Source organism: Pustulibacterium marinum (genome assembly GCF_900116665.1).
Taxonomy (GTDB): Bacteria; Bacteroidota; Bacteroidia; order Flavobacteriales; family Flavobacteriaceae; genus Pustulibacterium; species Pustulibacterium marinum.
On the sequence record NZ_FPBK01000013.1, the window covers coordinates 32,621 to 57,229 of the forward strand.

23 protein-coding genes and 1 tRNA gene are annotated in these 24,609 nt (G+C 34.9%); 13 read left to right on the forward strand and 11 right to left on the reverse strand.

All coding sequences use genetic code 11. The annotated features are described in order from the left end of the window. From BM383_RS14980 to BM383_RS15000, 5 genes are all read right to left on the reverse strand, one after another. The gene (locus BM383_RS14980) at positions 1-1,152 is read right to left on the reverse strand and encodes an efflux RND transporter periplasmic adaptor subunit (protein ID WP_093025962.1); all 1,152 of its coding nucleotides are present in this window, start codon (positions 1,150-1,152) and stop codon (positions 1-3) included. A 10-nt stretch (positions 1,153-1,162) separates the two neighbouring features. After that, positions 1,163-2,491: a TolC family protein gene (locus BM383_RS14985; protein ID WP_093025963.1), complete on the reverse strand. Its 1,329-nt coding sequence runs from the start codon at positions 2,489-2,491 to the stop codon at positions 1,163-1,165. Further along, positions 2,488-3,087 (reverse strand): TetR/AcrR family transcriptional regulator, encoded by a 600-nt coding sequence (locus BM383_RS14990; RefSeq protein ID WP_093025964.1) that lies wholly within the window; start codon positions 3,085-3,087, stop codon positions 2,488-2,490. The genes BM383_RS14985 and BM383_RS14990 overlap by 4 nt, the downstream gene beginning before the upstream one ends. 119 nt (positions 3,088-3,206) lie before the next feature. Continuing rightward, positions 3,207-3,536 (reverse strand): hypothetical protein, encoded by a 330-nt coding sequence (locus BM383_RS14995; protein ID WP_093025965.1) that lies wholly within the window; start codon positions 3,534-3,536, stop codon positions 3,207-3,209. A gap of 5 nt (positions 3,537-3,541) precedes the next feature. Further along, complete coding sequence (locus BM383_RS15000; RefSeq protein ID WP_245766602.1) at positions 3,542-4,120, reverse strand: RNA polymerase sigma factor; 579 nt, start codon at positions 4,118-4,120, stop codon at positions 3,542-3,544. 108 nt (positions 4,121-4,228) lie between these two features. Between BM383_RS15000 and BM383_RS15005 the strand changes: the two genes are divergently transcribed. Next, positions 4,229-5,203: a polyprenyl synthetase family protein gene (locus BM383_RS15005; RefSeq protein ID WP_093025966.1), complete on the forward strand. Its 975-nt coding sequence runs from the start codon at positions 4,229-4,231 to the stop codon at positions 5,201-5,203. Here the strand turns inward: BM383_RS15005 and BM383_RS15010 are convergent. From BM383_RS15010 to BM383_RS15020, 3 genes are all read right to left on the reverse strand, one after another. Continuing rightward, positions 5,200-6,342, reverse strand: a complete 1,143-nt coding sequence (locus BM383_RS15010; protein WP_093025967.1) for a lycopene cyclase family protein — start codon at positions 6,340-6,342, stop codon at positions 5,200-5,202. The genes BM383_RS15005 and BM383_RS15010 overlap by 4 nt on opposite strands. Continuing rightward, on the reverse strand, positions 6,339-6,818 hold the full coding sequence (locus BM383_RS15015; RefSeq protein WP_093025968.1) for a hypothetical protein: 480 nt from the start codon (positions 6,816-6,818) through the stop codon (positions 6,339-6,341). The genes BM383_RS15010 and BM383_RS15015 overlap by 4 nt, the downstream gene beginning before the upstream one ends. A gap of 78 nt (positions 6,819-6,896) precedes the next feature. Beyond that, positions 6,897-9,143 (reverse strand): TonB-dependent receptor, encoded by a 2,247-nt coding sequence (locus BM383_RS15020; protein ID WP_093025969.1) that lies wholly within the window; start codon positions 9,141-9,143, stop codon positions 6,897-6,899. Between the two features lie 82 nt (positions 9,144-9,225). Between BM383_RS15020 and BM383_RS15025 the strand changes: the two genes are divergently transcribed. From BM383_RS15025 to BM383_RS15040, 4 genes are read left to right on the forward strand one after another with little or no spacing between them, the layout of a single operon-like run. Next, complete coding sequence (locus BM383_RS15025) at positions 9,226-9,879, forward strand: metal-dependent transcriptional regulator (protein ID WP_093025970.1); 654 nt, start codon at positions 9,226-9,228, stop codon at positions 9,877-9,879. A gap of 3 nt (positions 9,880-9,882) precedes the next feature. Continuing rightward, positions 9,883-11,760, forward strand: coding sequence for an Nramp family divalent metal transporter (locus BM383_RS15030; protein ID WP_093025971.1), 1,878 nt, complete (start codon positions 9,883-9,885; stop codon positions 11,758-11,760). A 3-nt stretch (positions 11,761-11,763) separates the two neighbouring features. Next, positions 11,764-12,588, forward strand: a complete 825-nt coding sequence (locus tag BM383_RS15035; RefSeq protein WP_093025972.1) for a ZIP family metal transporter — start codon at positions 11,764-11,766, stop codon at positions 12,586-12,588. A gap of 41 nt (positions 12,589-12,629) precedes the next feature. Further along, entirely contained in the window at positions 12,630-13,013 is a 384-nt protein-coding gene (locus BM383_RS15040) for a DUF423 domain-containing protein (protein WP_093025973.1), read from the forward strand. Positions 13,014-13,174: 161 nt separating this feature from the next. Here the strand turns inward: BM383_RS15040 and feoB are convergent, their stop codons facing one another. From feoB to BM383_RS15055, 3 genes are all read right to left on the reverse strand, one after another. Next, positions 13,175-15,271: a ferrous iron transport protein B gene (gene feoB / locus BM383_RS15045; RefSeq protein ID WP_093025974.1), complete on the reverse strand. Its 2,097-nt coding sequence runs from the start codon at positions 15,269-15,271 to the stop codon at positions 13,175-13,177. Further along, positions 15,268-15,510 (reverse strand): FeoA family protein, encoded by a 243-nt coding sequence (locus BM383_RS15050; RefSeq protein ID WP_093025975.1) that lies wholly within the window; start codon positions 15,508-15,510, stop codon positions 15,268-15,270. The genes feoB and BM383_RS15050 overlap by 4 nt, the downstream gene beginning before the upstream one ends. Before the next feature lie 100 nt (positions 15,511-15,610). Continuing rightward, positions 15,611-16,309, reverse strand: a complete 699-nt coding sequence (locus tag BM383_RS15055; RefSeq protein ID WP_093025976.1) for an SCO family protein — start codon at positions 16,307-16,309, stop codon at positions 15,611-15,613. A 358-nt stretch (positions 16,310-16,667) separates the two neighbouring features. On the opposite strand from BM383_RS15055, the gene BM383_RS15060 reads away from it, so the two are divergent. The 8 genes from BM383_RS15060 to BM383_RS15095 all read left to right on the forward strand — a co-directional run bounded on the left by BM383_RS15060 (position 16,668) and on the right by BM383_RS15095 (position 24,548). Next, positions 16,668-18,587, forward strand: coding sequence for a M1 family metallopeptidase (locus tag BM383_RS15060; protein ID WP_093025977.1), 1,920 nt, complete (start codon positions 16,668-16,670; stop codon positions 18,585-18,587). Positions 18,588-18,681: 94 nt separating this feature from the next. Then, the gene (rseP, locus tag BM383_RS15065; RefSeq protein WP_093025978.1) at positions 18,682-20,001 is read left to right on the forward strand and encodes an RIP metalloprotease RseP; all 1,320 of its coding nucleotides are present in this window, start codon (positions 18,682-18,684) and stop codon (positions 19,999-20,001) included. Positions 20,002-20,091: 90 nt separating this feature from the next. Further along, positions 20,092-20,165, forward strand: a tRNA-Asn gene (locus BM383_RS15070). A 386-nt stretch (positions 20,166-20,551) separates the two neighbouring features. Next, a complete protein-coding gene (gene proC / locus BM383_RS15075; protein ID WP_093025979.1) occupies positions 20,552-21,361 on the forward strand; it encodes a pyrroline-5-carboxylate reductase in 810 nt (269 codons plus the stop codon). Between the two features lie 16 nt (positions 21,362-21,377). Continuing rightward, the gene (proB, locus tag BM383_RS15080; protein WP_093025980.1) at positions 21,378-22,148 is read left to right on the forward strand and encodes a glutamate 5-kinase; all 771 of its coding nucleotides are present in this window, start codon (positions 21,378-21,380) and stop codon (positions 22,146-22,148) included. Positions 22,149-22,177: 29 nt separating this feature from the next. Continuing rightward, positions 22,178-23,377 carry a glutamate-5-semialdehyde dehydrogenase gene (locus BM383_RS15085; RefSeq protein ID WP_093025981.1) on the forward strand — a complete coding sequence of 400 codons (1,200 nt, stop codon included), beginning with the start codon at positions 22,178-22,180 and terminating at the stop codon, positions 23,375-23,377. 86 nt (positions 23,378-23,463) lie between these two features. Further along, positions 23,464-23,823, forward strand: coding sequence for a YraN family protein (locus BM383_RS15090; RefSeq protein WP_093025982.1), 360 nt, complete (start codon positions 23,464-23,466; stop codon positions 23,821-23,823). 65 nt (positions 23,824-23,888) lie between these two features. After that, entirely contained in the window at positions 23,889-24,548 is a 660-nt protein-coding gene (locus BM383_RS15095; RefSeq protein ID WP_093025983.1) for an aspartate kinase, read from the forward strand. Positions 24,549-24,609 lie beyond the last annotated feature (61 nt).

Here is a 24,609-nt window from a genome sequence, read left to right on the forward strand (position 1 = left end):
TTATTTAATGCTGATTTTTTGACCGTCTTTCACACTTCTAGCACCTTCCAGAATTACACTGTCTTCGGGATTGATTCCAGATAAGATTTCAATTTGACCGTCTTGCATTTTTCCGGTTTCTACAATCGTTCTTTTTGCTACCAAATCACTTCCATCTTTTTCTGCAATGTATACGTATTGCTCGCCTTCTGCATTTTCTGAAAGGATGTTCGCAGGAACCAAAATCACTTTTTCATTGCTATAATCGTTGATTTTAACACGTGCAGTAAGGTTTGGTTTTATTTCTTTTTCCTTGTTTGGAACTTCAATTTTCACACGGAAAGAGCGGTTATTTGGATTGATGAAATCACTTGCTTGAGCTACTTCGGTTTCTATTTCTTCATTTAAAACAGGAATGTCTACAATAGCGCTTGTTCCTTTTTGAATGCTTCCTATATAGGTTTCAGGAACTTCTGCCTCAAGATACATATCGTTTAAATTTACAATACGAATGATTTGTGCTCCCGGTGCAACAATAGATCCTTCATCTGTAATGATATCATCAATAGTTCCGCTAAAAGGTGCTCTTATTACTGTTTTTGCGATTTGCTCTTTTAACTGGTCAACTGCTTTTTGCTGAGCTTGGTAATTTGATTTTGCTTGTAAAAACTGAATTTCTGAACCAATTTTTTGATCCCATAAACGTTTTTGACGTTCGTAGGTAGTTTTGGTTAATTCAGTTTGAATTTCTAGTTGTGCTAATTGCTGAGACAAACCACCATCATCAATTTTAGCTAATTTTTGACCTTTACTTACTTTTTGTCCTTCGGTAACATAAATGTCATTCAACATACCGCTGTACTCAGCTGTAACCACAATATTCTGGTTGGTTTGTACACTGGCTTGCAATTCTAAAAAGTGACTGAAAACGGTGTCTTTTGCCTTAAACGCCGTTACTAAAACAAATTTTTGAACAGTATCTTTAGAAGCGATTTTAGCATTGATGGCAGCTATCTTTGCCGTAAGCGCATCAACTTCTGTTTGAATTTCAGCTTTTTTGTCTTTCAACTCTTTCAAAGAGCCCTTTTCTAAAACTTTATCTAGCTTTTTGTCTTCGCCGCCACATGCAACAAGAAGAGTGATTGAAAGTATAGAGATAAATATTTTTTTCATCGTTTTTTGATTAATAGTTTAAGATTGTTTCAAGTGTTGCTTTTTTTGTAATTATGGTAAGCATGGATTGCAAATAGTTTTGTTGTGCGGTGTACAATTGTGTTTGCGCTTGTCTTAGCTCAAAACTTGTAGCAACACCTTCTGTATATTTAATCTGATTTTTATTTTCAATACGCTCTGCTAATTCCAGATTTTTTTCAGCTGTTTTGAACTGTTCTATGGCAAATATGTATTCACTTTTTGCAGTTTCGAACTGATACCATAATTGCTGTTCCGTTTCTGTTAGCTGCGTTTTAGCTTTTTCAAATTCAATTTTTGCTTGCTGTGTTCTTGCGCTTCTAGCTAATGAACTGAAGATGGGAACGTTTAAACTAACTCCAAAAATGGAGGATCCAAACCAAGGTTGTTCCTTTTTGAAAAAATCAAATTCATTTCCGTAGCCTTGGTATCCGCCGTTGATGAAAGCATTCAATGTTGGCAATGCTTTACTTTTTTCAAGTTTCAATAAAAGTTCTTGAGACTTTTCGTTGTTTTCAGCAATTTTATAGTCGATATTGTTTTCTAGAACTAGTTCAGAATCGTACAGTTGTAAATCAATATTGTTCTCGCTTAAAGACTTTAATTCATCGGTTAATTCTAACTCTGTTTCTAGCGGCGCTCCTAAAGTAATGTTTAGCATTTTGTATGCTAAATCTTTAAGTCGCATACTGTTTTTCAAAGAGATTTCAATATCTGAAAGTGTAATTTTCAATTGTTCAGCTTCTTCTTCTTCCGCCAAACCGTTGTCAAACAGCTGCTGAGTTTCGTATAGGTTTTTTTTCAGTACTTCTTGGTTGCTTTTTAATATTTCAATGTTTTCTTCAGAAAGTAAAACATTTCCGTAAGCATTGATTACTTGATTTTTAATTTCTAAATCGGTTTTCTCTTTGGAATTTTTTGAGATTTGAAGGTATACTTTTGCAGATTGTAAGCCTACAAGATACGATCCGTCAAAAATTAACTGATTTAAAGTAGCTGTTGCTGTAACATTATGAGTGGTACCAAAAGTAACTTCTTCAAATTCTCCTTCTGGTCCGCCAAAAGCACTTGCAGGGATAAGTGATACCTGTTGTTTTAAAAAGTTTTGGTAATCTACGGTGGCGCTCACTTGTGGCAAACCAGAAGCTGTAGTTTCCCACTTTTTCTTTTCGGCGGCTTCAATATCTCGCTCGGCATTGATTACATTTCTGTTATTCTCTAGAGCATAATCAATAGCTTCATCGAGGCTCAGAGTTAATTTTTCCTGAGCATGGCTTATGGCTATACTAAGCAAGAAAAAAGATACTAGTAGTTTTTTCATTGATTGTGTAAATGTTGTTCTAAAATTTCTAATCCTTTTGGTGTTACTATAGAGCGCAAATAGTTCTCTATGTAGATGTTCATAAGATCTCTTACAGAATAATTTTCTGAAGGGAATATATCTTGGTTTTTAAGTTCAATGGCACATATAAAATGCATTCTGGTAATGATATCCAGGTCTAACTCTTTTCGGTATAGGCCTTCGCCAATTCCTTTTTGTAAGTTTTGAGAAACACTGGCATAAACCAATTCAAAATGTTTGGTTCGGGTGATTTTATAAATTCCCGGATAATAGCGTTGCAATTGTAAATGTGGAGACGTTTTTTCGTTTTTCAGTTGTGCCAAAATTACATTTCTGATCTCCAATTGTTCTTGTACAGCATTTAATCCTTTGGTTTTTACTTCGCTAATATTGATAGCAACAGTTTTCATTGAATCATCTACACAAGATTGAATTAGTTCTGTCTTGTTTTTAAAATGCTGATAAATTGTTTTTTTTGATATTCCACTTTCTTGTGCAATATCATCCATCGTCACACTTTTGAAACCTAGTTTCAAAAATAGTTCTGTAGCCTTCTTTGTAATTTTGCACTCCATAATGGCGACAAATGTACGTACGGAAACTTTAAAAACAAAAAAAGTTTCCTAAGTTTTAATTTTTATAACTAAATGAAAATCATTGCTTAACATTGGGTTGCGTGAGAAACGTTGGCGCGTTAATACTCTTCATTGCACTGAAAACGCGCTTTCCAGTTCTGTTTGAACGCTTCTCTTTGCTCTGGAGTCATGGATTTCATTTTTTTCATAAAACGTCTTTTCTGAAAGCCGCTAGGTCTATTTCCTTTACAACCGTGAAAACCTCCAAATAGAATTTTACTCAATACTAATATTCCCATGGCTTGCCAATAGGTTATGGTTTTTATCCCCACAATATCTGGTAAAATAGAATTCCAAAGCCACATGACGATTCCTGTTATAGCAAAAAAGATAATTATAGGAATGATGAAGAAAAATCCTCTTTTTTTAGGGTTACAATAAGGTTTCATATTTTTTAATCGTTTAAATCTTTATACAATTCGCTCAGCCTGCTTCGTAAGTGTTTTAAAGCATAATTTTTACGGCTGATAATGGTTTTAATGTTTTTTCCTTGTTCGTCTGCTATTTCTTGAAGTTTCTTACCTTCAAACTCATGTGCTATAAATACAGAGCGCTGTTTTTCTGGTAATTCTTCGAGTACAGCAAAAATAGATTCCCAAATATCTTCCTGAAATAGGGCAAGTTCTGGGTCTGCTGCGCTGTCTAGTAATAGAATATCTCTAATCATGAGCGTACCTTCTTCGTCTTCATAAGTGAAATCTTCTAAGTTTTCGGTCTTTCGCTTCCGGTAACTATCGGTAATTTTATTTCGAGTTACAGAAAACAACCAACTACTCACATTCACGATGTCCGAAATATTGCTGAGGTTGCTAAATTGGTACCAAACCTCCTGCAAAATATCTTCTGCATCTTCGTGTGAATTCACTTTGGGTTTAATAAATGTCAACAAGCGTTCACCGTAAGTACTTACGGTTTCGGCAATGATATGTTCTTTCTCTTTTTGTGACATTGCAATGTTAGAGGCCGGCTTCATAATTAAGAAGACGATTGAAATAGCGTTTTACTTTAAATTTTTTTTCATTTTTTTTCTAAACCTTGATTTTGAAGGCTGAAGTTTCTACAAATCCATTATTTTTGCGCTATGCAAGAGCTCTCAATCTATCATCAGGAATTTGTAGCACACCTTCAGGGTTTTGTTACGGCTAAACAACCAGAAAATTTATACAACCCAATTCATTATATATTGAATCTTGGCGGAAAAAGGTTAAGACCTATCTTAACGTTAATGACTGCCGATGTCTTTAGTGATGATTATTCCGAAGCATTTCAAGCAGCTTTGGCAGTGGAGGTTTTTCATAATTTTTCGTTAGTTCATGATGATATTATGGACGATGCTCCTCTTAGACGTGGAAAGCAAACCGTTCATGAAAAGTGGGATATAAACACCGGAATCCTTTCTGGTGACGCCATGTTGATTCTAGCTTATCAGTTGTTTGAATATTATGAGCCATCAAAATTTCAGCAGTTGGCAAAACTTTTCAGTAAAACGGCTATAGAAGTTTGTGAAGGACAACAATATGATATTGATTTTGAAACGCGCGACAATGTTTCTATAGATGAATATCTGAAAATGATCACTTATAAAACTGCAGTTTTGGTTGGTGCGGCCATGAAAATGGGGGCAATTGTGGCCAACGCAAATTGTGAAGATGCACAGCGTATTTATGATTTTGGTTTGAATTTGGGTATTGCATTCCAATTACAAGATGATTATTTAGATGCTTTTGGAGATCCTGAAACATTTGGTAAACAGGTGGGAGGCGATATTATTGAAAACAAAAAAACGTATTTGTATCTTAAAACGCTTGAGTTCTTAGATGAAAAAGATCGAGTACAACTGCGCCATTTATTTGCGATTCAGCCCAATGATCCTACGGACAAAATAGAACAAGTGAAAGCATATTTTATTTCTTCGGGTGCAGATACTGCGACGCAAGAAGCTATAGAAATGTATACAGAAAAAGCGTTTGGAGAGCTGGAGAAATTACCAATAGAGGAATCTAAAAAAGAGTTTTTAAGATCTTTTGGAAATACCTTGATGAAACGTACTGTTTAAGTAGTTAGGTTTCTAAAGAAAGCCTTGATAAAAGGCATTTTTGGAAGTGAATTGATGATTTTTAGTTCTTCGGGGCGCGTTGTTTTTTCATCTAAAAACTTCAAGATTTTCTCAATATCATTTTTTCTAAACATTTCGGAAAAAACAGTTTGTCCTTTTTCATTTTCTTTGGCTAAAACTTCCAAAAGAATCGCGTCGTACCACAAAAATCTATCGGGTTTAAAATAGGTGGAAAAGTTTGTTTTTCCCTCTTTCAAATTCTGAATGATTGTTGAAATTTTCCGTTGCGAACTTTTAAATGTATAGCCTGTACTTGCTTTTGTAAATCCGCCTGCGGTACCAATGTTCAACACGTTTTCAGTATTTTTTGTATAGAAATTATGAGCGGTCATAGGAATACTTCCTTTCTCTTTTTCACAAATATGGTAACTAGTAATTCCAAGTTCATCGAGATAACTTTTTATAGCATTTTCATATTCAATTTCGGGAAGTAGCTTTTCAGAAAATAAAGTATACTCAATGAGCGCTTTGGTTTTGGAAGTTGGCAGCACATACATGAATCTAGTATTTCCTTTTTGAGGAATAGAAAAATCCATAAAAGTGGCTGTATTTTCATTAAAAACCGGTTCTTTTGTTTCTACAAACCAACCAATAAAATGTTGCTGTAATACTGGTTTTTGGATGTTTTTTAATTCGGATAAATCAAAAATACTGCTGAAAACTTTTTGGGAGGCATACGAAGTTTTTTCAGTCGTAACAATAACCGGGCTAGAAGTTTCATCAATATTAAAGACCGTATCAAGTACAAATTCGATGTTTGATTTCGTGGAAATTGTGTTATGAATCAATCTATAAAAATCTTCGCTTAGAATCATTTTATAAATGTACGGAGTCAATGGAAGTTCTAGTGTTTCACTAGGATCTTTAAAAAGAATTTGTTTCCATTTTTTGGTAACTATTTCTTCTAAGACATTAGATTCTTTTTCCCAAAAACACCATGTTCTATCATTTGTATTTTTCTGATGTTTTTCAATAATCAAGATCTGTTTGTCATCAAAAAATGAGTCTGTTGCCATGGCGTATGCCAACTGTAATCCAGCTGCGCCACCACCGCATATAATGTAATCGTAGATTTTCATAAATCGGTAACTACGGGAATGGTTTCACTGGTGATGATGGGAATTGGAATTGTTTTTTGAGTTTTTGAATCATATGTTGGATATCCAAATATGGTATCTCTCTTTATTTGATGTTCCAGCGTAACTGGTAATCCTGTGAAATTTTTAGAGAAAATATGAACGTTAAAAACAGCAGGTTTATCAGTTGGGTTGTTGAGTTTTATGACATATACGCCTCTGGTGGTAACTGTAATGATGCGTTTAATCTCTTTAAAATCTTGTTCATCAAAAAAATGACGACGTGGATAAATAAATACTTCCATGTCTATTTTGCTTCCGCTTTCTCTATCGAGCTCAATTTGAATAGCGTCACCATCTGCTCCGGGAACTTCATAAATTTTTCCTCCATTTGCCGGAATGGTAATTTGTTCCTTATAAGTGGTTTGTGCAACGGCTGAACCAATAACAGCAAAAAAAGCAACTAGTAGAAGTTTCATAGCAAAATTGAGTTTCAATCAAAAATAAGCAAATAGTGAACTTTTAAAGAATGATTTGGTTTATTTTATGATTGCATGCTAATCAATCCAATACCGGATTCCGAAAAACCCACGAATTCCTTGGTTGGGAGCGTATACATATGAAGGATCAAATGTCAAAGCATACGGATTATTTTCTGTTGGAATCACATTTCCGTCAGTATCAAAATTTACATTTTCATCAAACGGATCGTGCGCTCTTGCAATTAAAAAAGGATCATTGCTTGGTGTCCAGTTCAATAGATTTTTGACGCCTCCGTACAATTCAAGATTTTTTATTTTTTTATAAGTGAATTGAATGTTTTGAATACTCCAAGTTGGTGAATAAGGTTCTCTAGGATCCAAATCGCTCAACAGCGGTAATTCCATTGGTCCGTATATGTTTCCTGTGTAATCCAAGCTTAAAAACCACTTTGGAATTTCATAAGAAACGGTCCATGTTCCAGAAAAGCGCTCGGTTAAAATTTGTCGGTTTGTTGTTCCGTTTTCCGTTTTGGAAACGTCCATAAAAGTAGCTCCAAGACTTACGCTTAATTGGTTGGGGAACGAAATATCTAAATTGGTGCTAATTCCTTTTGAAACGGAATGTCCGTCTAAATTTCCGTAAATAATTTGGTTTGGATTTGTGTCATAATCCGGTAAAATCTGGTTAGAGAAATACGTATACCAGGCCGATGCATCTATAGTTCCTACAATGCTTCCTTTCAGATAGAATTTTTTCAAATAGTTAATGTTTGCGTTGTAAGATTGTTCAGGTTTTAAATCACCTTCTATGACCACATCTCTGGCGCCGGTTAATGCAGCATGATCTTCGGTAAATAAATTGACTACTCTGAATCCGGTTCCGAAATTCACTCGAAAAACATCATTTTTTGAAGAATTGAACTTGTACGCAAATCGCGGTGTGAAAATATTTCCATGTCGGCTATCGTAATCCCATCGCGCTCCTAAAAGTATGCTGTGTTTGTCATTAAAAGCGTATTCATCTTGGGCAAAAACACTAGGAATTGTGGTTTCGTCGGCGTTTAAAGTCGCTGTGGTGTTGTCGTTGTAATATTGATATTTCAAAGCGGTTCCTACCAAAATATCATGTTTTTCTAGCTCCTTGAACCAAGTTAATTGGGCAAAAACTATTTGTTGATTGGCGTCGAAAAGTGTATTTCCATAAACTGAATTTTGATTGTGATACGTGTAAGAAGTATTTAGAAAAATGCGTTCTTCCGTAGGTAACTGATAATTGCTTAACAATTCAAATCTATTGGTGTAAATACTTTCTCCATAGACTTCATCTCTACCACGATATTTTGGTTTCCATTGCATTTCACCTCCCCATCTATCTTCATAAAAGTAGCGCGTTGCTACCGAAAATTGTCTGTTTTCAGAACGTTCAATTCCTAGTTTATTAAATAATGAAATTCGATGCTGAAGCGTAACATCCGTAAAATTATCATGGTTATTGTCAATTGGATTTCCGTAGTAATAATAATTAACTCCTGAAAGCAACGATGCTTTGTTACCAATATTGGTTTTGTAACCAACGTCTAAATTATTTTCTAACCAAGAAGTGGTGTACGCATCTATAGAAAGTTTTGGCGCGTTGTATGTCTTTTTCGTGATAATGTTGATAAGTCCACCCACAGCTTGACTTCCGTACAAAGAAGAAGCCGGACCTTTCACAACTTCAATATGATCTATCAATGAATTAGGAATTCCACTCAAACCATATACGGTAGAAAGTCCGCTCACAATAGGCATTCCGTCAATAAGTACCATGGTGTACGGTCCTTCCAAACCATTGATGTGAATATCGCCGGTATTACAAATGTTACAATTGAGCTGAGGACGAACGCCATTAACGTTTTGCAACGCCTCAAAAATATTTGGCGTTGGATTTTTCTTCAAAAATTTGGGACTGTAAACTTCCACAGGAATAGAACTTTCTAAGCGGCTTACTGGTTTCAGACTTCCGGAAACTACTACTTCGTCTAGGGTTGTATCTTCTTCAAGCTGAATTTGAATGTTTTTTTTGGTTGAAACATCTAGTTGAATTTTGAATGTTTTAAATCCGGTATAGGAAACGATTAAAGTTTGTTTTCCTTCTAAATGATGCGTTAATGTGAAATTTCCGTTTTCGTCCGTAGAGTTTCCTATTTCGGTATGTTGAAAGTACACATTTGCATACGGTAATGGCTGGTTTTGTTGATCGGTTACCGTTCCGCTCAATGTTTGTTGAGCAAAACTACAGTAACCTAATAGCATACAGAATACTAAATGATATATTTTCATTTCTTTAAATTTAAATTTAGACAAATCTAAAAATAGTTTTTTATAAATAAAAATGTATTTTTGTGTAAGTAAAATATTTGTAATGACTTTATCTGAAGAAAATTACCTCAAAGCAATCTATCATTTATCCGATACCGAAGGCAAAGGAGTTTCTACCAACAAGCTAGCAGAGGCTATGGAAACAAAGGCTTCGTCAGCTACAGACATGATTAAGAAATTAGCCGATAAGAGTTTTGTAAACTATAAGAAATACCAAGGTGTAAAGTTGACCAAAGAAGGAAGATTAATTGCTGCTTCTGTGGTTAGAAAACATCGTTTGTGGGAAGTTTTTTTGGTGGAGAAACTCAATTTTAACTGGGATGAAGTGCATGAAGTGGCTGAGCAGCTAGAACATGTAAAGTCAGAAAAGCTGATTGAAGAGCTTGATGCGTATTTAGATTTTCCAACGGTAGATCCGCATGGAGATCCTATTCCGGATAAATATGGAGAAATTCAGGCTGACAAAAAAGTGTTGTTGAGTTCGCTGAAGCCTGGTGAAAAAGGTATTTGTGTTGGGTTGGAAGATACTTCAAAAGAGTTTTTACAATATTTAGATAAAATAAAAATTTCACTTGGTATTGAATTGAAAGTTCTAGAAAAAGAACCTTTTGATAATTCGGTGGTGCTTCAGTTTAATGATCAACAATTAACGGTTTCGGCATTTACAACAACAAATATTTACGTTAGAAAATCCTAATTTATGAAAGGAAAATCACTCGAGGAAGTTCATGAGTCCGTTGATATAGATCAGAAAAAATCGCTTTGGAAAAGGATTTTAGCATTTTTTGGTCCGGCTTATCTCATTAGCGTTGGGTATATGGATCCAGGGAATTGGGCAACCGATATTGCCGGCGGTAGTCAGTTTGGTTACGCGCTGATTTGGGTTTTATTAATGTCGAATATCATGGCATTGTTGCTGCAAAGTTTAAGTGCGCGCTTAGGTATTGTAAAAGGACGTGATTTGGCGCAGGCATCTAGAGAAACGTATTCGCCTTTTGTGAATTTCATCTTATACATTTTAGCTGAAATAGCCATTGCAGCCTGTGATCTTGCAGAAGTTTTAGGAATGGCAATTGGATTAGAATTACTGTTTGACTTGCCATTACTTTGGGGAGTTTGTATTTCTATGCTTGATACTTTTCTATTGCTATTTCTAATGAATAAAGGAATCCGAAAAATGGAAGCTTTTATCATTACACTTATCGGGATTATTGGCGGTTCGTTTTTATTGGAAATGTTTTTTGCAAAACCTGACGTCAATGAAATGGTCACAGGTTTTATTCCCACGATTCCAAATAGTACGGCACTTTACATTGCTATCGGAATTATTGGTGCCACGGTAATGCCCCATAATTTGTATTTACATTCTTCTTTGGTACAAACCAGAAAATTCAACCGAGATAAAAAAAGTATTAAACAAGCGTTACGTTTCAACTTTTTTGATTCTACAATTGCACTGAACTTAGCATTTTTTGTAAATGCAGCGATTTTAATTTTGGCGGCAGCAACGTTTCACAAAAACGGGATGTTTGAAGTAGCCGAAATACAAGATGCACATAAGTTGCTTGCACCATTATTAGGATCGGATTGGGCTTCTATTTTATTTGCTTTAGCACTGATTGCAGCAGGACAAAGTAGTACAGTAACCGGAACATTAGCAGGGCAAATTGTAATGGAAGGTTATTTGAATTTACGAATTCAGCCATGGGTTCGTAGAATAATTACACGATTAATTGCCATTGTACCCGCCGTATTAACCATTCTGTATATGGGAGAATCCGGAACAGGAGAATTGTTGGTACTTAGTCAGGTAGTGCTGAGTTTACAATTAGGATTTGCTATTATTCCTTTAATTCATTTTGTGAGTGATAAACATAAAATGGGTGAATTCGCTATTAAGATTCCAACGCAAATAGCTTCTTGGATTATTGCTTCCATCATTGTGGTGTTAAATGGAAAATTGGTTTACGATGAAATTCATAATTGGTTGTTGACTTCAGAACATCCTATCTACATCTGGATTTTTGTAATACCTATTGCAATCGGAGCCTTGATATTGCTCATCTATATCACTGTAAAGCCTATTTTCAATTCGAAAATAAAAGTAACCAATCATGTTCCTCATATTGAAGAAATCATTTTTGAAAAGAAAATAGAACCACTTTTTTATAAGCATATAGCTGTTGCGATAGATTTTTCTAAAGCAGATAGTAAAAGCATTTCAAAAGCACTTCAAATAGGGAAGAAGGAAGCGACTTATACGTTGATTCATGTGGTAGAAACTCCAGGAGCAATAGTTCATGGTCACCAAACTGCGGATTATGAATCTTCAAGTGATGCTGCTTATCTAGAGCATTACAAACAACAATTGCAAGAACAAGGCTATAAAGTTGATATAAAACTGACATTTGGTAGACCAAAGAAACAAATTCCACTTGTCGTGAATGAGAATAATTTCGATTTATTAATTTTAGGAGCACACGGACATTCTTGGTTCAAAGACATGATATTGGGAACCACGATTGATTCTGTAAGACATCAAATAAACATTCCTTTAATGATTGTGAAAAGTAAATAGCCTATGTTTACAAGATTATTTGAATTTTTTGAATCTATAGATCCGGTTTGGGGAGCATTAATTGCCACAGTTTTTACTTGGCTTGTCACCGCTGCCGGAGCCTCATTCGTTTTCTTTTTTAAAAACATGAAACGTGGTGTTCTAGATGGAATGCTAGGATTTACCGGTGGAGTCATGGTTGCCGCTAGTTTTTGGAGTTTATTAGCTCCTGCCATAGAGATGAGCGGTGGCGAAGGTTTTGAGAAAGTAATGCCGGCCGCCATAGGTTTTGGATTAGGAGCACTTTTCTTATTTTCTTTAGATAAATTGCTTCCGCATCTTCATATCAATTTTACGCCAGAGGAGAGTGAAGGATTAGATACCTCTTGGCACAGAACCACTTTATTAGTATTGGCAATTACCTTGCATAATATTCCTGAAGGTTTAGCGGTAGGTGTGTTGTTTGGAGGCGTTGCAGCGGGTATTCCCGAAGCTTCAATTCCAGCAGCAGTAATTTTGGCAATTGGTATTGGGATTCAAAATTTTCCAGAAGGAATTGCTGTTTCCATGCCACTTAGAAGGCAAGGAATGAGTAGAAGAAGAAGTTTTTTCTACGGACAGATGTCTGCTATTGTAGAACCTATTGCTGGGGTAATTGGTGCAGTTGCTGTTACATTTTTTACTCCGGTTTTACCTTATGCTTTGGCGTTTGCTGCGGGAGCCATGATTTTTGTTGTAGTTGAGGAAGTAATTCCAGAGACGCAGCAAGATAAATATACCGATGTGGCGACACTCGGCTTCATAGGAGGATTTTTAATTATGATGACTTTAGATGTTGCTCTGGGATAATTGTATTACTTTTCCATCATCAAACTTTTAAATAATAGGTAATGATTTTAGCGCAATTTTTTGGTAGTGTTTTGGGAATGTTAGCCGTGATTTTTGGTGCTTTTGGAGCACACGCTTTAAAAGGAAAATTTTCTGAAGAACAATTGCAAAGTTTTGAAACTGGCGTAAAATACCAAATGTACCATGCAATTGTATTATTAGCTATTGGATTTACAGCGCCACAAACTTGGTTGTTTACTGTTGTAACTTGGTTATTTTTTTTGGGAGTATTGCTGTTTTCTTTCAGTATTTATTTGTTGTGTTACACTGGGTATAAAGGAAATAAATGGAAATTTTTAGGCCCCGTTACTCCGTTGGGAGGACTGTTACTCGTTGTGGCTTGGGGAATGATAGCCTACGGAGCCTTTTCTTTGTTACTTATCTAAGAGAATAGTCAGTTAATTGCAGCCACAATCTGACTTTCCGCAGGAACCTGAGTTTCCTGCTTTTTTTCTACTTGGCATTGCGAATTTGAAAAACAAATACATCAATGCTACAAAAACCGTAACATACACTAAAATCTCTTGCATCATCTGTCTACAATTTATTAATTAAGAACTTGAAAAGCAACGAGCGCAACTACATATGCAAAACCAGTCATAGAAACTAATTGTATTGCAGGCCATTTCCAGCTATTTGTTTCACGTTTTACAATGGCAAGCGTACTCATACACTGCATTGCAAACGCATAGAAAAGTAAAAGAGATATACCGGAAGCCAAATTAAACAGAGGAGAACCATCTGGTAAAACCTCGTCTCTCATTCGGTTTTTAATAGTACTTTCATCATCGGTTCCTACACTATAAATGGTAGCTAAGGTTCCAACAAAAACTTCTCTAGCTGCAAAAGAACTTACAATAGCAATACCTATTTTCCAGTCGTAACCCAAAGGCTCAATAGCTGGTTCTATTGCTTTACCTACGATCCCAATATAAGAATTCTCTAATTGATAGGAAACTATATGGGCTTCCAATTTGTCTTCCGGAAGGTTTTGTTCGGCGTATTGCTCTGTTATAATCGTTGAAGCATTCTCGAAATTGTCACCAGGACCATTAGTAGCTAAAAACCACAGTACGATAGAAATTGCCAAAATGATTTTTCCTGCACCTAAAACAAAGCTTTTTGTTTTTTCAAAAACAGTAATCACTACATTTTTAAATAATGGTAGTTTGTAATTAGGCATTTCAACAACAAAGAAGGTGCGGCTTTTAATTTTCAATATGTAATGAAGAATGTATGCTGAAAGAATTGCCATTCCAAAACCAAGCATGTACAAAGTCATCAAAGCAAGTGCTTGATAATTCAATCCTAAAAATGTTCCGTCTGGAATTACCAAGGATATAATAATAAGGTATACAGGAAGTCTTGCAGAACAGGTGGTAAATGGTGTTACCAAAATAGTAATCAATCGTTCTTTCCAGTTTTCAATATTTCTGGTTGCCATGACTGCAGGGATTGCACACGCTGTTCCAGATATTAGTGGAACAACACTTTTTCCGCTAAGTCCAAATCTTCTCATGAGCTTATCCATTAAAAATACTACTCGACTCATATAACCAGATTCTTCGAGAATGGATATGAATAAGAACAGAAATGCAATTTGTGGGATGAAAATAACTACACCGCCAATGCCAGGGATAATTCCTTCTGAAATAAGATTTGTAAATGCTCCTGCTGGTAAAGTTGCTTTAACCCATTCTCCAAAATCTGCAAAAGTAGTGTCTATAAAATCCATAGGAACGCTACTCCAGTTGTAAATAGCTTGAAACATCAAGAGTAGAATCATGAAGAAAATTCCAAAACCATATACTTTGTGCATCAAAATGCGGTCTAGTACACTGCGCAGATCTTTTGCAGCATTAATATCTTTTTTATAGGCTTCTTTAAGAACTCCGTTTATATATTGATATCGGAGAATTGTTTCCTTTTGTTGTAATCTTTTAAGGTCAGATTTGGATTTGGTGGAAAAGTTAGAGGTGTCTTTTACAAGATTTCTGTCTAGCTTTACAAAGTTCACATCTTGTGTAATTACCAACCATAATTTATATAATGATTGGTTACTGAAGGCTTTTTTCAATCCTGAAAAATATTCAGGATCTATAATGCTAAAATCAACACAAGTTTCTGTAGATAAAGATTTGTAATTTAAAATGAGTTCTTTTAAATAATCAATACCTGTATTTTTTCGAGTACTTACAACGGCAATTTTGGTTTTGAAACGTTCTTCCAAAATTTGAATGTCTAGCGTAATTCCTTTACGTTCCATTCTATCTGCCATGTTTACTACCAAAATAGTAGGAATGCCAAGATCCTTTATTTGTGTATACAGTAGTAGATTACGTTTCATGTTTTCTACATCTGCTACTAAAACGGCTACATCGGGGAAATCCTTGTCGTTCTTGTTTAGTAATAGTTCTATAACCACATTCTCGTCTAGGGAAGTGGCATTAAGACTGTACGTTCCTGGAAGATCTATTATGTGCGCTTTAACGCCTCGTGGTAATTTGCAAATACCTTCTTTTTTTTCAACCGTAATTCCAGGATAGTTACCAACTTTTTGGTTGAGTCCTGTAAGTTGATTGAATACAGAAGTTTTGCCCGTATTAGGATTTCCTATGAGGGCTACATTAAGTTGCTTGCTCATAAGGTTTCTTTTTCCAATATTTCTATTTCAATAAGTTGTGCAGTTTCTTGTCTAATAGCGAGAAAAGAACCGTTGATGTTTAAATACATAGGGTCTTTGAAAGGTGCAAATTGCAATAATTCAACTTCATTACCGGGTAAACACCCCATTTCGTACAATTTCAGAGGTATAGACTCATGAGAGATGTCTTTGATAATACCTTTTTCACCGCGTTTCAAACTTGCAATTGTCTGCTTCAACTTTTATTTAGATTGATTTTAAGTAAGCAAAAGTACTATAAATTATAATGTGTACAAAGCAACTACTGTTAATCCTTGTCTATACTATTGCATAGTAAATTTATAATCCTTCTTCTTTTTCAAGTGATTTGATGTCGTTGAAGAGTTTTTCGATATCTTCTTCTTTGGTTCCGTCATAGAAACCACGAATGCGTTTTTGAGTATCTACCAATATGAAATTTTCAGTATGGATCATATCATAAGCTCCTCCATCACCATCGGTTTTTACAGCCAAGTAACTTTTTCTGGCCAGATCATAAATTTGTTTTTTATCACCAGTGACTAAATTCCATTTAGAGTCATCAACTCCTTTTTCGAGTGCATATTTTTTCAATTGTGGTACAGAATCAATTGCCGGAGTTACGCTGTGCGACAGTAATTTTACATGTTCATCATCCTTAAGCATGGTTTGAAGATCGGCCATATTTGCCGTCATAATTGGACAAATACTAGGGCAGGTTGTAAAAAAGAAGTCGGCTACATAGATTTTACCATCATAATCTTTTTCGGTAATCGTATCTCCATTTTGATTGATAAGTTTGAAATCAGCAATCGTATGGTATTTTTTCACATGCTGAATGGTGCTATCTACCAATTCTGCACTCACATCATACGGTTCGTAGACAGGTAATTTACTTTCGACTTCTCTTGAAGGTTTGCTCAAAAAGTAATAAATGCCTGCAAACGTGGAGGAAAGTATAATGATTAAAAAGATGATGAGATAGCGAAGAGAATTGCTTTTTTGTCTAGATGACTTCATATCAGCAAATTATTTTGGATCAATGGTAATTGCTAGACAAAAATATCAAATTCAAAATGGTGTTCAAGTTAAACTAACGAGAATTTTTTTAATGTTAGATAAGAAAATCCAATAAGTACTATTTTTCGTATATAAATAATAGATGAAATTGAAGTTTTAATCAGGAGGTAGTGATGGGAGAGCAAAAAATCCATTGATGATTTTTCGATAATGATAACTTACTGTTAATGGATGTTTAATAAAGTGTTGATTTTCATTAATTTCCGTTAAAAGTATCGATTTTATCGATTAAATGTGTTAACGTAACGAAAAATGTACTATTTTTATGGTCCCTTAATCTTACTAAGACTAACTTGACATGGTAAAACAACTACTTTGTGTTGCCTTGTTTGTAACTTCCATGGTCACTGCCCAAACACCAGAGGAGTTCAAGCAAATTGTAAACAGTGAAATGAATAGGACTCAGTCTGAAATGGAATTTCAGCAGAATCCTAATACAGAAGGTTACGACCTTAAGTATCATCGTTTGGAGTTTAACCTTGATCCAGCTGAATATTACGTAGACGGTAACGTTACAACCTATTTTGAAGCTGAAGGAGACCTGAATTCTATCACATTTGATTTTACAGATCAAATTGCCGTTTCTTCGGTTACCAGAAACGGATTAGATCTTAGCTTTACTCAAAATTCCAACGATGAGTTAGTCGTCGATTTTCCTGAGACAATTACATCTGGTACATTAGATTCATTAACTATTAGTTATGCAGGTACGCCGGCTTCAGATCAAGCAGCATTCACGGCATCTACGCACAATGGTTCACCTGTTATTTATACACTTTCAGAACCTTATGGTTCCAAAGATTGGTGGCCTTGTAAACAAGATCTTAATGATAAAGTAGATAGTATTCAAGTTAAAATTACTACACCATCTCAATACGTGTCGGTTTCTAACGGGTTAGAAACAGGAAATGTTACCGAGGGAAGTTATAAAACCACAACATTTGAACATAAACATCCAATTCCAGCTTATCTAATTGCTGTTGCTGTAACTAATTACGAAGTGTATACGCATACAGTTGGTGAAGGAGATGAAGCTTTTGATATTGTTAACTATATCTATCCTGAAACATTAACAACTGCTCAAATAGCAACTCCGGTTACAGTAGATATTATGGAGTTGTATCAAGACCTATTTGAAGTGTATCCATTTCATGATGAAAAATACGGGCATGCTCAATTTGGTTGGGGAGGCGGAATGGAGCATACTACAGTTTCCTTCATGGGTGGTTTTAGTAGAGGTTTAATTGCGCATGAATTAGCTCATCAGTGGTTTGGAGATAAAGTTACTTGTGGTTCTTGGAGAGATATTTGGTTAAACGAAGGTTTTGCTACGTATCTTGCAGGTCTAGTTGAAGAGCATTTAGATGGAAATTCAGACTTTATCAACTGGAAACAAACTAAGATTGCAAATATTACTTCAAATATTGGAGGTACCGTGTATCTTTCTGAGTCCGATACTACCAATGTAAATAGAATATTTAGCGCAAGATTATCATATAATAAACCTGCAATGGTTTTACATATGTTAAGAAAGAAAATGGGTGATGAAAATTTCTATGCTGGATTACAGGCTTATTTAGCAGATCCGAACTTAGCATATGATTATGCACACACGCCAGATATTATAGCTCATTTAGAAACTCAGAGCGGGTTAGATCTTACCGAGTTTTTTGACGATTGGATTTATGGCCAAGGATATCCAACATATTCCATAGATTGGAATCAAGCAGATGGAGCGAATGTAAACCTAACCATTAATCAAACTACATCTATGCCAACCTCTGTTGGCTTCTTTGAAATGTCATTACCATTTAGGCTTATTGGTGAAGATGGTGAAGTATTAGATATTACTTTAGAAAATACCTCAAATGGTCAAAATTATGCAGTTCCTGTTGATTTTACAGTTGCTCAAGTTCAATTTGATCCTGAATATGATATCATATCGAAGAACAACTTGGTTACCTTAAAAGTAGATAATGTTGCTTTGTTAGAAACTGATTTAGAAATTTTTCCGAATCCGGGAAATGCATCATTCTCAATCAAAAAACCAGCAAACGTTTCAATTAATCATATTAAAATATATGACCTTACAGGGAAATTAGTTTCAGAATACAATGCAGTAGCAGAAGTTGATGTGTCGCAATTATCGGTAGGGGTTCACAAAGTTATTATAGAAACTGATCTTGGTGTAGTTCAAAAAAGTTTTATTAAAAAATAAATTTTTACTCAAGTAGTTTAAAAAAGGGGTGTTAGATTTCAAAAGTAAGGTGAAAACCTTACTTTTGGCGTTTTAGAAAGTATATAAAAAATCTATGAGTGTTATTTTAGTAAAAGCTATTCAGCTTATCCTTAGTTTATCTTTACTTATTGTATTGCATGAATTAGGACATTTTATCCCTGCAAAATTATTCAAAACCAGAGTAGAGAAGTTCTTCTTATTTTTTGATGTAAAGTTTGCTTTGTTCAAAAAGAAAATAGGAGAAACAGTATATGGAATAGGTTGGTTGCCTTTAGGAGGATATGTAAAGATATCCGGAATGATTGATGAGAGCATGGACAAAGAGCAAATGGCACTACCGCCACAGCCATGGGAATTTAGAAGTAAACCAGCTTGGCAACGTCTTATTATAATGATTGGCGGTGTTACTGTAAACGTTCTTTTAGGATTCTTTATTTACGCCATGTTATTATTTTTCTATGGTAAAGAAGAATTAAAACCTTCTCAGATGCCAGATGGCTTTGAAGTAGCGGAAATCATGGAACCATACGGATTCAAAGATGGTGATCAAATACTTTCTATAAACGGGGAGGAATTGGATAATTCTATGGACATCAATCGTTATCTAATGGTGCGAGATGTTTCTAACATAGAGGTAGAGCATGCGAACGGAAATGTGGAAACCTTGCATTTGCCAGATACTATAGGAATTCATTTATTTAAAGAAGGTGTAATGATACCGTTCATTCCTTTTAGAGATAACACTATAGATACGGTATTAGCAGAAATGCCTGCGGCCATATCAGGTATAGAGAAAGGCGATAAAGTGATTGATGTAGATGGTAAGAAAATTTCTTTTTTCCATGAAATTAGTGATCAACTTAAAGCTGGAGTAAAATCAACCATAACCGTAGAAAGAGATGGTACAGAAAAAACATTTACAGTTGTTCCAGATAAAGATGATAAACTTGGTATAAATAGTAGCTCCTACTTTGATGTAAATCCTGCAACAAAGAAATATTCGTTTGGTGATGCAATAGCAAGTGGTGTAAGTTATGGTTACTGGACTATTCATGACTATGCGGTACAATTTAAATATGTATTCACTAAAAAAGGAGCTTCACAAGTGGGAGGTTTTGGTGCTATTGCAAAAATGTTTCCTTCAGCTTGGGATTGGCAAGCATTCTGGGAAACGACTGCTTTAATCTCTTTGATCTTGGCTTTCATGAATATTTTACCAATTCCGGCATTGGATGGTGGCCATGTTGTATTTTTATTATATGAAATGATTACCGGTAGAAAACCGAGTGATAAGTTTATGGAATATGCGCAAATGGCTGGTTTCTTTATAGTTATTGCACTAGTGTTATATGCAAATGGAAATGACCTTTACAGGGCTATTTTTGGCAATTAGAAAAAAAAATAAAAAACTTTTGAAATTTATTTGGTAGAATATAAAATTGCCCTATATTTGCCACCGCAAAACAGGATAAGCGAATAACATTCCTCCTTAGCTCAGTTGGTTAGAGCATCTGACTGTTAATCAGAGGGTCCTTGGTTCGAGCCCAAGAGGAGGAGCTTATTAAGAAAGCCTTACAGAAATGTAAGGCTTTTTCTTTTTAATAATACTGACATATCATCACCTTTCGTCTGCAAAAATTTCAGTCGATTTTTCTTAACATTTTTTAACGGTCTTGTTTATGTTTAAAAAGGCCCAAAAATCAAGCTGATTTTCTTTTCGCTATTTGCATTTCTTCAAAACGCGTTATTGTATACCACGCAAGGGCTCAGGCGTTTTTCACAAAACATAACCAATAGATAAAATGTGTAATTTTTCAGTTTTTTGATAGAATTTATCTATTTAATAAGGGTTTGCTTCAATAATCTCTATGGTTATAAATAGTATAACGTACAGTATTTGAACAACTTTGTAGTGAAATTAATTATTAACTAAAAACTAATACATGAAAGTTTTAGTAATAGGTGCAGGAAATATGGGCCTCACCTATGCCCAAGGGATGTCCAAGTCAAAATTCTTAAAAAAGAAAGATTTAATGATCTTGGATGCTCTTCCAGAAAAAATACAAACGCTGAAAAAAGAAGCACCGCAATTTGATGTGTATGCGAAACTAGAAGACTGCTTACCAAAAGCTGATATCATCTTTTTGGCTGTAAAACCTTATCATAGTGCAGAACTTTTTGAGGAAATCAAAAAAATGGTAAAGCCAGATCAAATCTTAGTTTCAATTATGGCAGGAGTAACCATAGAAACTATGAAAGAATCCATGGGAGTAACCAAAGTAGTTAGAGCTATGCCTAACTTACCTGCTCAGGTGGGAAAAGGAGTAACATCTTTTACATCGAGCCCAGAGGTGTCAAGATTAGAGTTAATCACCGTAGAGAGCCTGTTAAGTACGACAGGTAAAGCCCTACGAGTAAGTAACGAAAACTTTATTGATGCTTCCACAGGAATCTCAGGTAGTGGACCTGCCTATGTATTTTACTTCATGCAATCAATGATGGAGGCTGCGCTTAAAATGGGCTTCTCTTCAGATGATTCTAAAATGTTGGTTGCACAAACTTTTGAAGGTGCCGTTGAGCTCTTCATACAATCAGACCTTTCTCCAAATTCTTGGATGGATAGAGTAGCTTCCAAAGGTGGTACTACAAGAGCCGCTTTAGATTCAATGGAAGATAACAACGTAAAAGAGCTTATTAAAGAAGCAGCGTATGCCGCTTTTGACAGAGCTGTAGAATTAGGAAAAGAAGATTAATTACAAAATTAAAAGAATGTACGATAAACGTGTGGTCATCAAAGTAGGAACAAATGTAATGACCAACAAAGACAACAGAATAGTTAGACCAGTAATTGAACACTTAGTAAAGCAAATTGCTGAACTTTATGAAAGAAACATTATGACAGTTTTAGTTTCTTCGGGTTCTGTAATTGCAGGTAAAGAAGTGTTGGGCGAAAGTCATATCAAACAAAAAACAATGCGTAGACAGGTTTATTCTGCCATAGGGCAACCTAGAATGATGCGCTTGTATTACAATATTTTTCATGATTACGGAATGAAGTGTGCGCAGGTATTAGCTACCAAGCGTGACTTTAATCCTGGAGATCACCGCAAGAATATGATCAATTGTTATGAAGGATTACTTTCTGAAGGCGTAGTGCCTATCGCAAATGAAGATGATGCTGTTTCTTTAACTAGCGGAATGTTTACTGATAACGATGAGTTAGCAAGTTTAGTAGCCGAGTTGATTGATGCAGATGCACTAATTCTTTTAACAGATACAGATGGTTTGTATGACGGTCACCCAGATGATGATGATACAAAACTTATTGAGAATGTAAACGTAGAGGAAAACGTTGAAAAATACGTTGCAGAAAGCCGCAAAGGTGAAGCAGAAGGTAGAGGAGGAATGGCTTCCAAATTGAATATTGCAAAAACCACGGCTTCTAAAGATATTCCAACGTATATCGCCAATGGTAAAAAGGAGAATGTAATCCTTGATATTATGGACGGTAAATCAGTAGGAACAAAGTTTACATCGTAATTAGAAAAAGAAAAAATTAGCAGAAAAACATGAAATTATTAAAAACCGAAATAAAAAATAAAGTATTGCAATCTATGATCAACATTCTTGATGAGCGTAGAGAAGCAATCATTGCAGCGAACAAACAAGACTTGGATGCGTTTACCAAAGATGATCAAGCGATGTATGATCGTTTGATTGTAAACGATAAAAAGGTAGATGGTATGATTCAGTCTGTAAAAGAAGTAATGTCTCAAGAAGATCCGGTAGATCAGGAAATATCAAATGTATTTCTTGATAATGGATTGAAAATTTATAATAAAACGGCTCCATTTGGAACCATAATGATTATTTATGAATCTCGTCCGGATGTAACCATTGAGGCGGCTGTACTTGCATTTAAAGCGAATAACAAAATTCTTTTAAAAGGAGGTAAAGAAGCGATTCATAGTAATAAAGAACTTGTGAATTGCTGGCATAAAGCTTTAGCAGAAAACGGACTTGACAGTGATTGGATTCAGTTAATGACATTGAATAGAGAAGAAACTCAAGCTTTCTTGAAAAATCCTTCTCAAAAACTAGATTTAATTGTTCCAAGAGGCGGTGAGCGTTTAATTGCATTTGTTAAAGAGCATGCACAATGTGCAGTTTTAATTAGTGGTCGCGGTAACAATTTTCTATTTGTAAATAAAGATGCAGATTGGGAAAAAACGAAAAAAGTTATCGTAAACGCTAAAACTCATAAGATTTCAGCATGTAATGCTTTGGATAAAATTTTGATAGATGAGAATCTTCCAGATTTTGAGTCGAAATTGAAAGAGTTGAACGAAACTTTGAAGGCTAATGATGTAAAAGTGTTAGTGGATAAAGACGTATCAAAAACACTTTCAGATAATCAGTTAATTTCTGATGACCATATTTGGTACGAAGAATTTCTTGCACTTCAATGTATAGTAGGTACTGCCAAAGGTTTGGATGATGCAATTGAAAAAATTAATACCTATTCTGGTGGTCACTCTTCTACTATTATGACGGAAGATAAAGAAGCTGCCTTCGCATTCATGCAACAAATTGATAGTGCGGCAGTGTATCATAATGCTTCTACTCGTTTTACAGATGGTGGACAAATGGGCGTAGGTGCTGAGTTAGCCATTAGTACCGATAAGTTACACCACAGAGGTCCATTAGGATTAAAACAGTTGACAACCAATAAATATTATGTTTTTGGTGATGGTCAAATAAGAGTTTAATAGCAGTTTATTTTTCCCCTATATAGTTGAAAAAAAGGAGGTACGTTTTGCGTATCTCCTTTTTTTATATCTTATAAACAAAAACCTTGGCAGAACATAATCAATTTGGAAAAGAGGCTGAAGAAAGAGCTGCTCAATATCTTTTAGGGAAAAAGTACAGCATTCTGGAGCGCAATTATTATTACCAAAAAGCAGAGATAGATATTCTGGCTTTAAAAGAAAATACACTAGTTGTTGTAGAAGTAAAGGCGCGTAGTTCCTCATATTTTGGTGAACCAGAGCAATTTGTAAGTAAGAAAAAAATCCGACTGCTCACAAATGCCGTAGATATATATGTAAACAAAAATGATCTAGATGTAGAAGTAAGGTTTGACATAATATCAATTTTAAGGCAAAATAATGAGTTAATAGTCAATCATATAGAGGATGCATTTTATTTTTTTTAAAAATTGAACTATTTGTTGTAAATAAAACATTTTGTTTTATTTTTGACAAACCAAAATTCATTCTCATGAAAACTATTTCGTCTGTTGTAGAAGAGTATATTAAGTCTAAACCATTTTTGCAGAGTGCGTTAGCGCAAGGTATTATCAATCTTACCTCTCTTTCCAGAGTGATTAAAGAAGATATTCAGGAAGATTTGGGTAAGGAGATTCGAAGTGGAGCTGTGGTAATGGCGCTAAAACGCTTATCTACAGATATGGAATTTAGAGCTACACACAGAATTTTGAAAGTTCTTAAGAATATTGGTGAAATTACGGTTCGTTCTTCTTTAACAGATTATACATTTTTGGTTTCCGAAAATATTTTGGATAGTCAGTCACAATTATTGAGTGAGATCAATAGAAACAAAGATGTGTTTTATACGTCATCTCGTGGTGTAAATGAGATCAATATTGTCATTAGCAATGCGATGGAGTCCACGGTAGAAGAAATTTTTAAGTTAGAGAAATGTACACAGAAGTTGGAAAATTTATCTTCAATTTCAGTGAAGTTACCAGAAGACAATGTTTCCACTCCGGGAATCTACTATTTCATTTTTCAGCGTTTAGCTTGGGAAGGAATTATAATAAACGAAGTGATTTCTACATCAAACGAGTTTACCATTATTGTTGCAGAGGAACAAATCGACAAAGCATTTAAAGTGATGAAAGATTTAAAGAGTTTGTAAAAAACTTCTTAATATTTTGAAATTAAATGCAAAACATATTGTTTTGCATTTCTTTTTTATA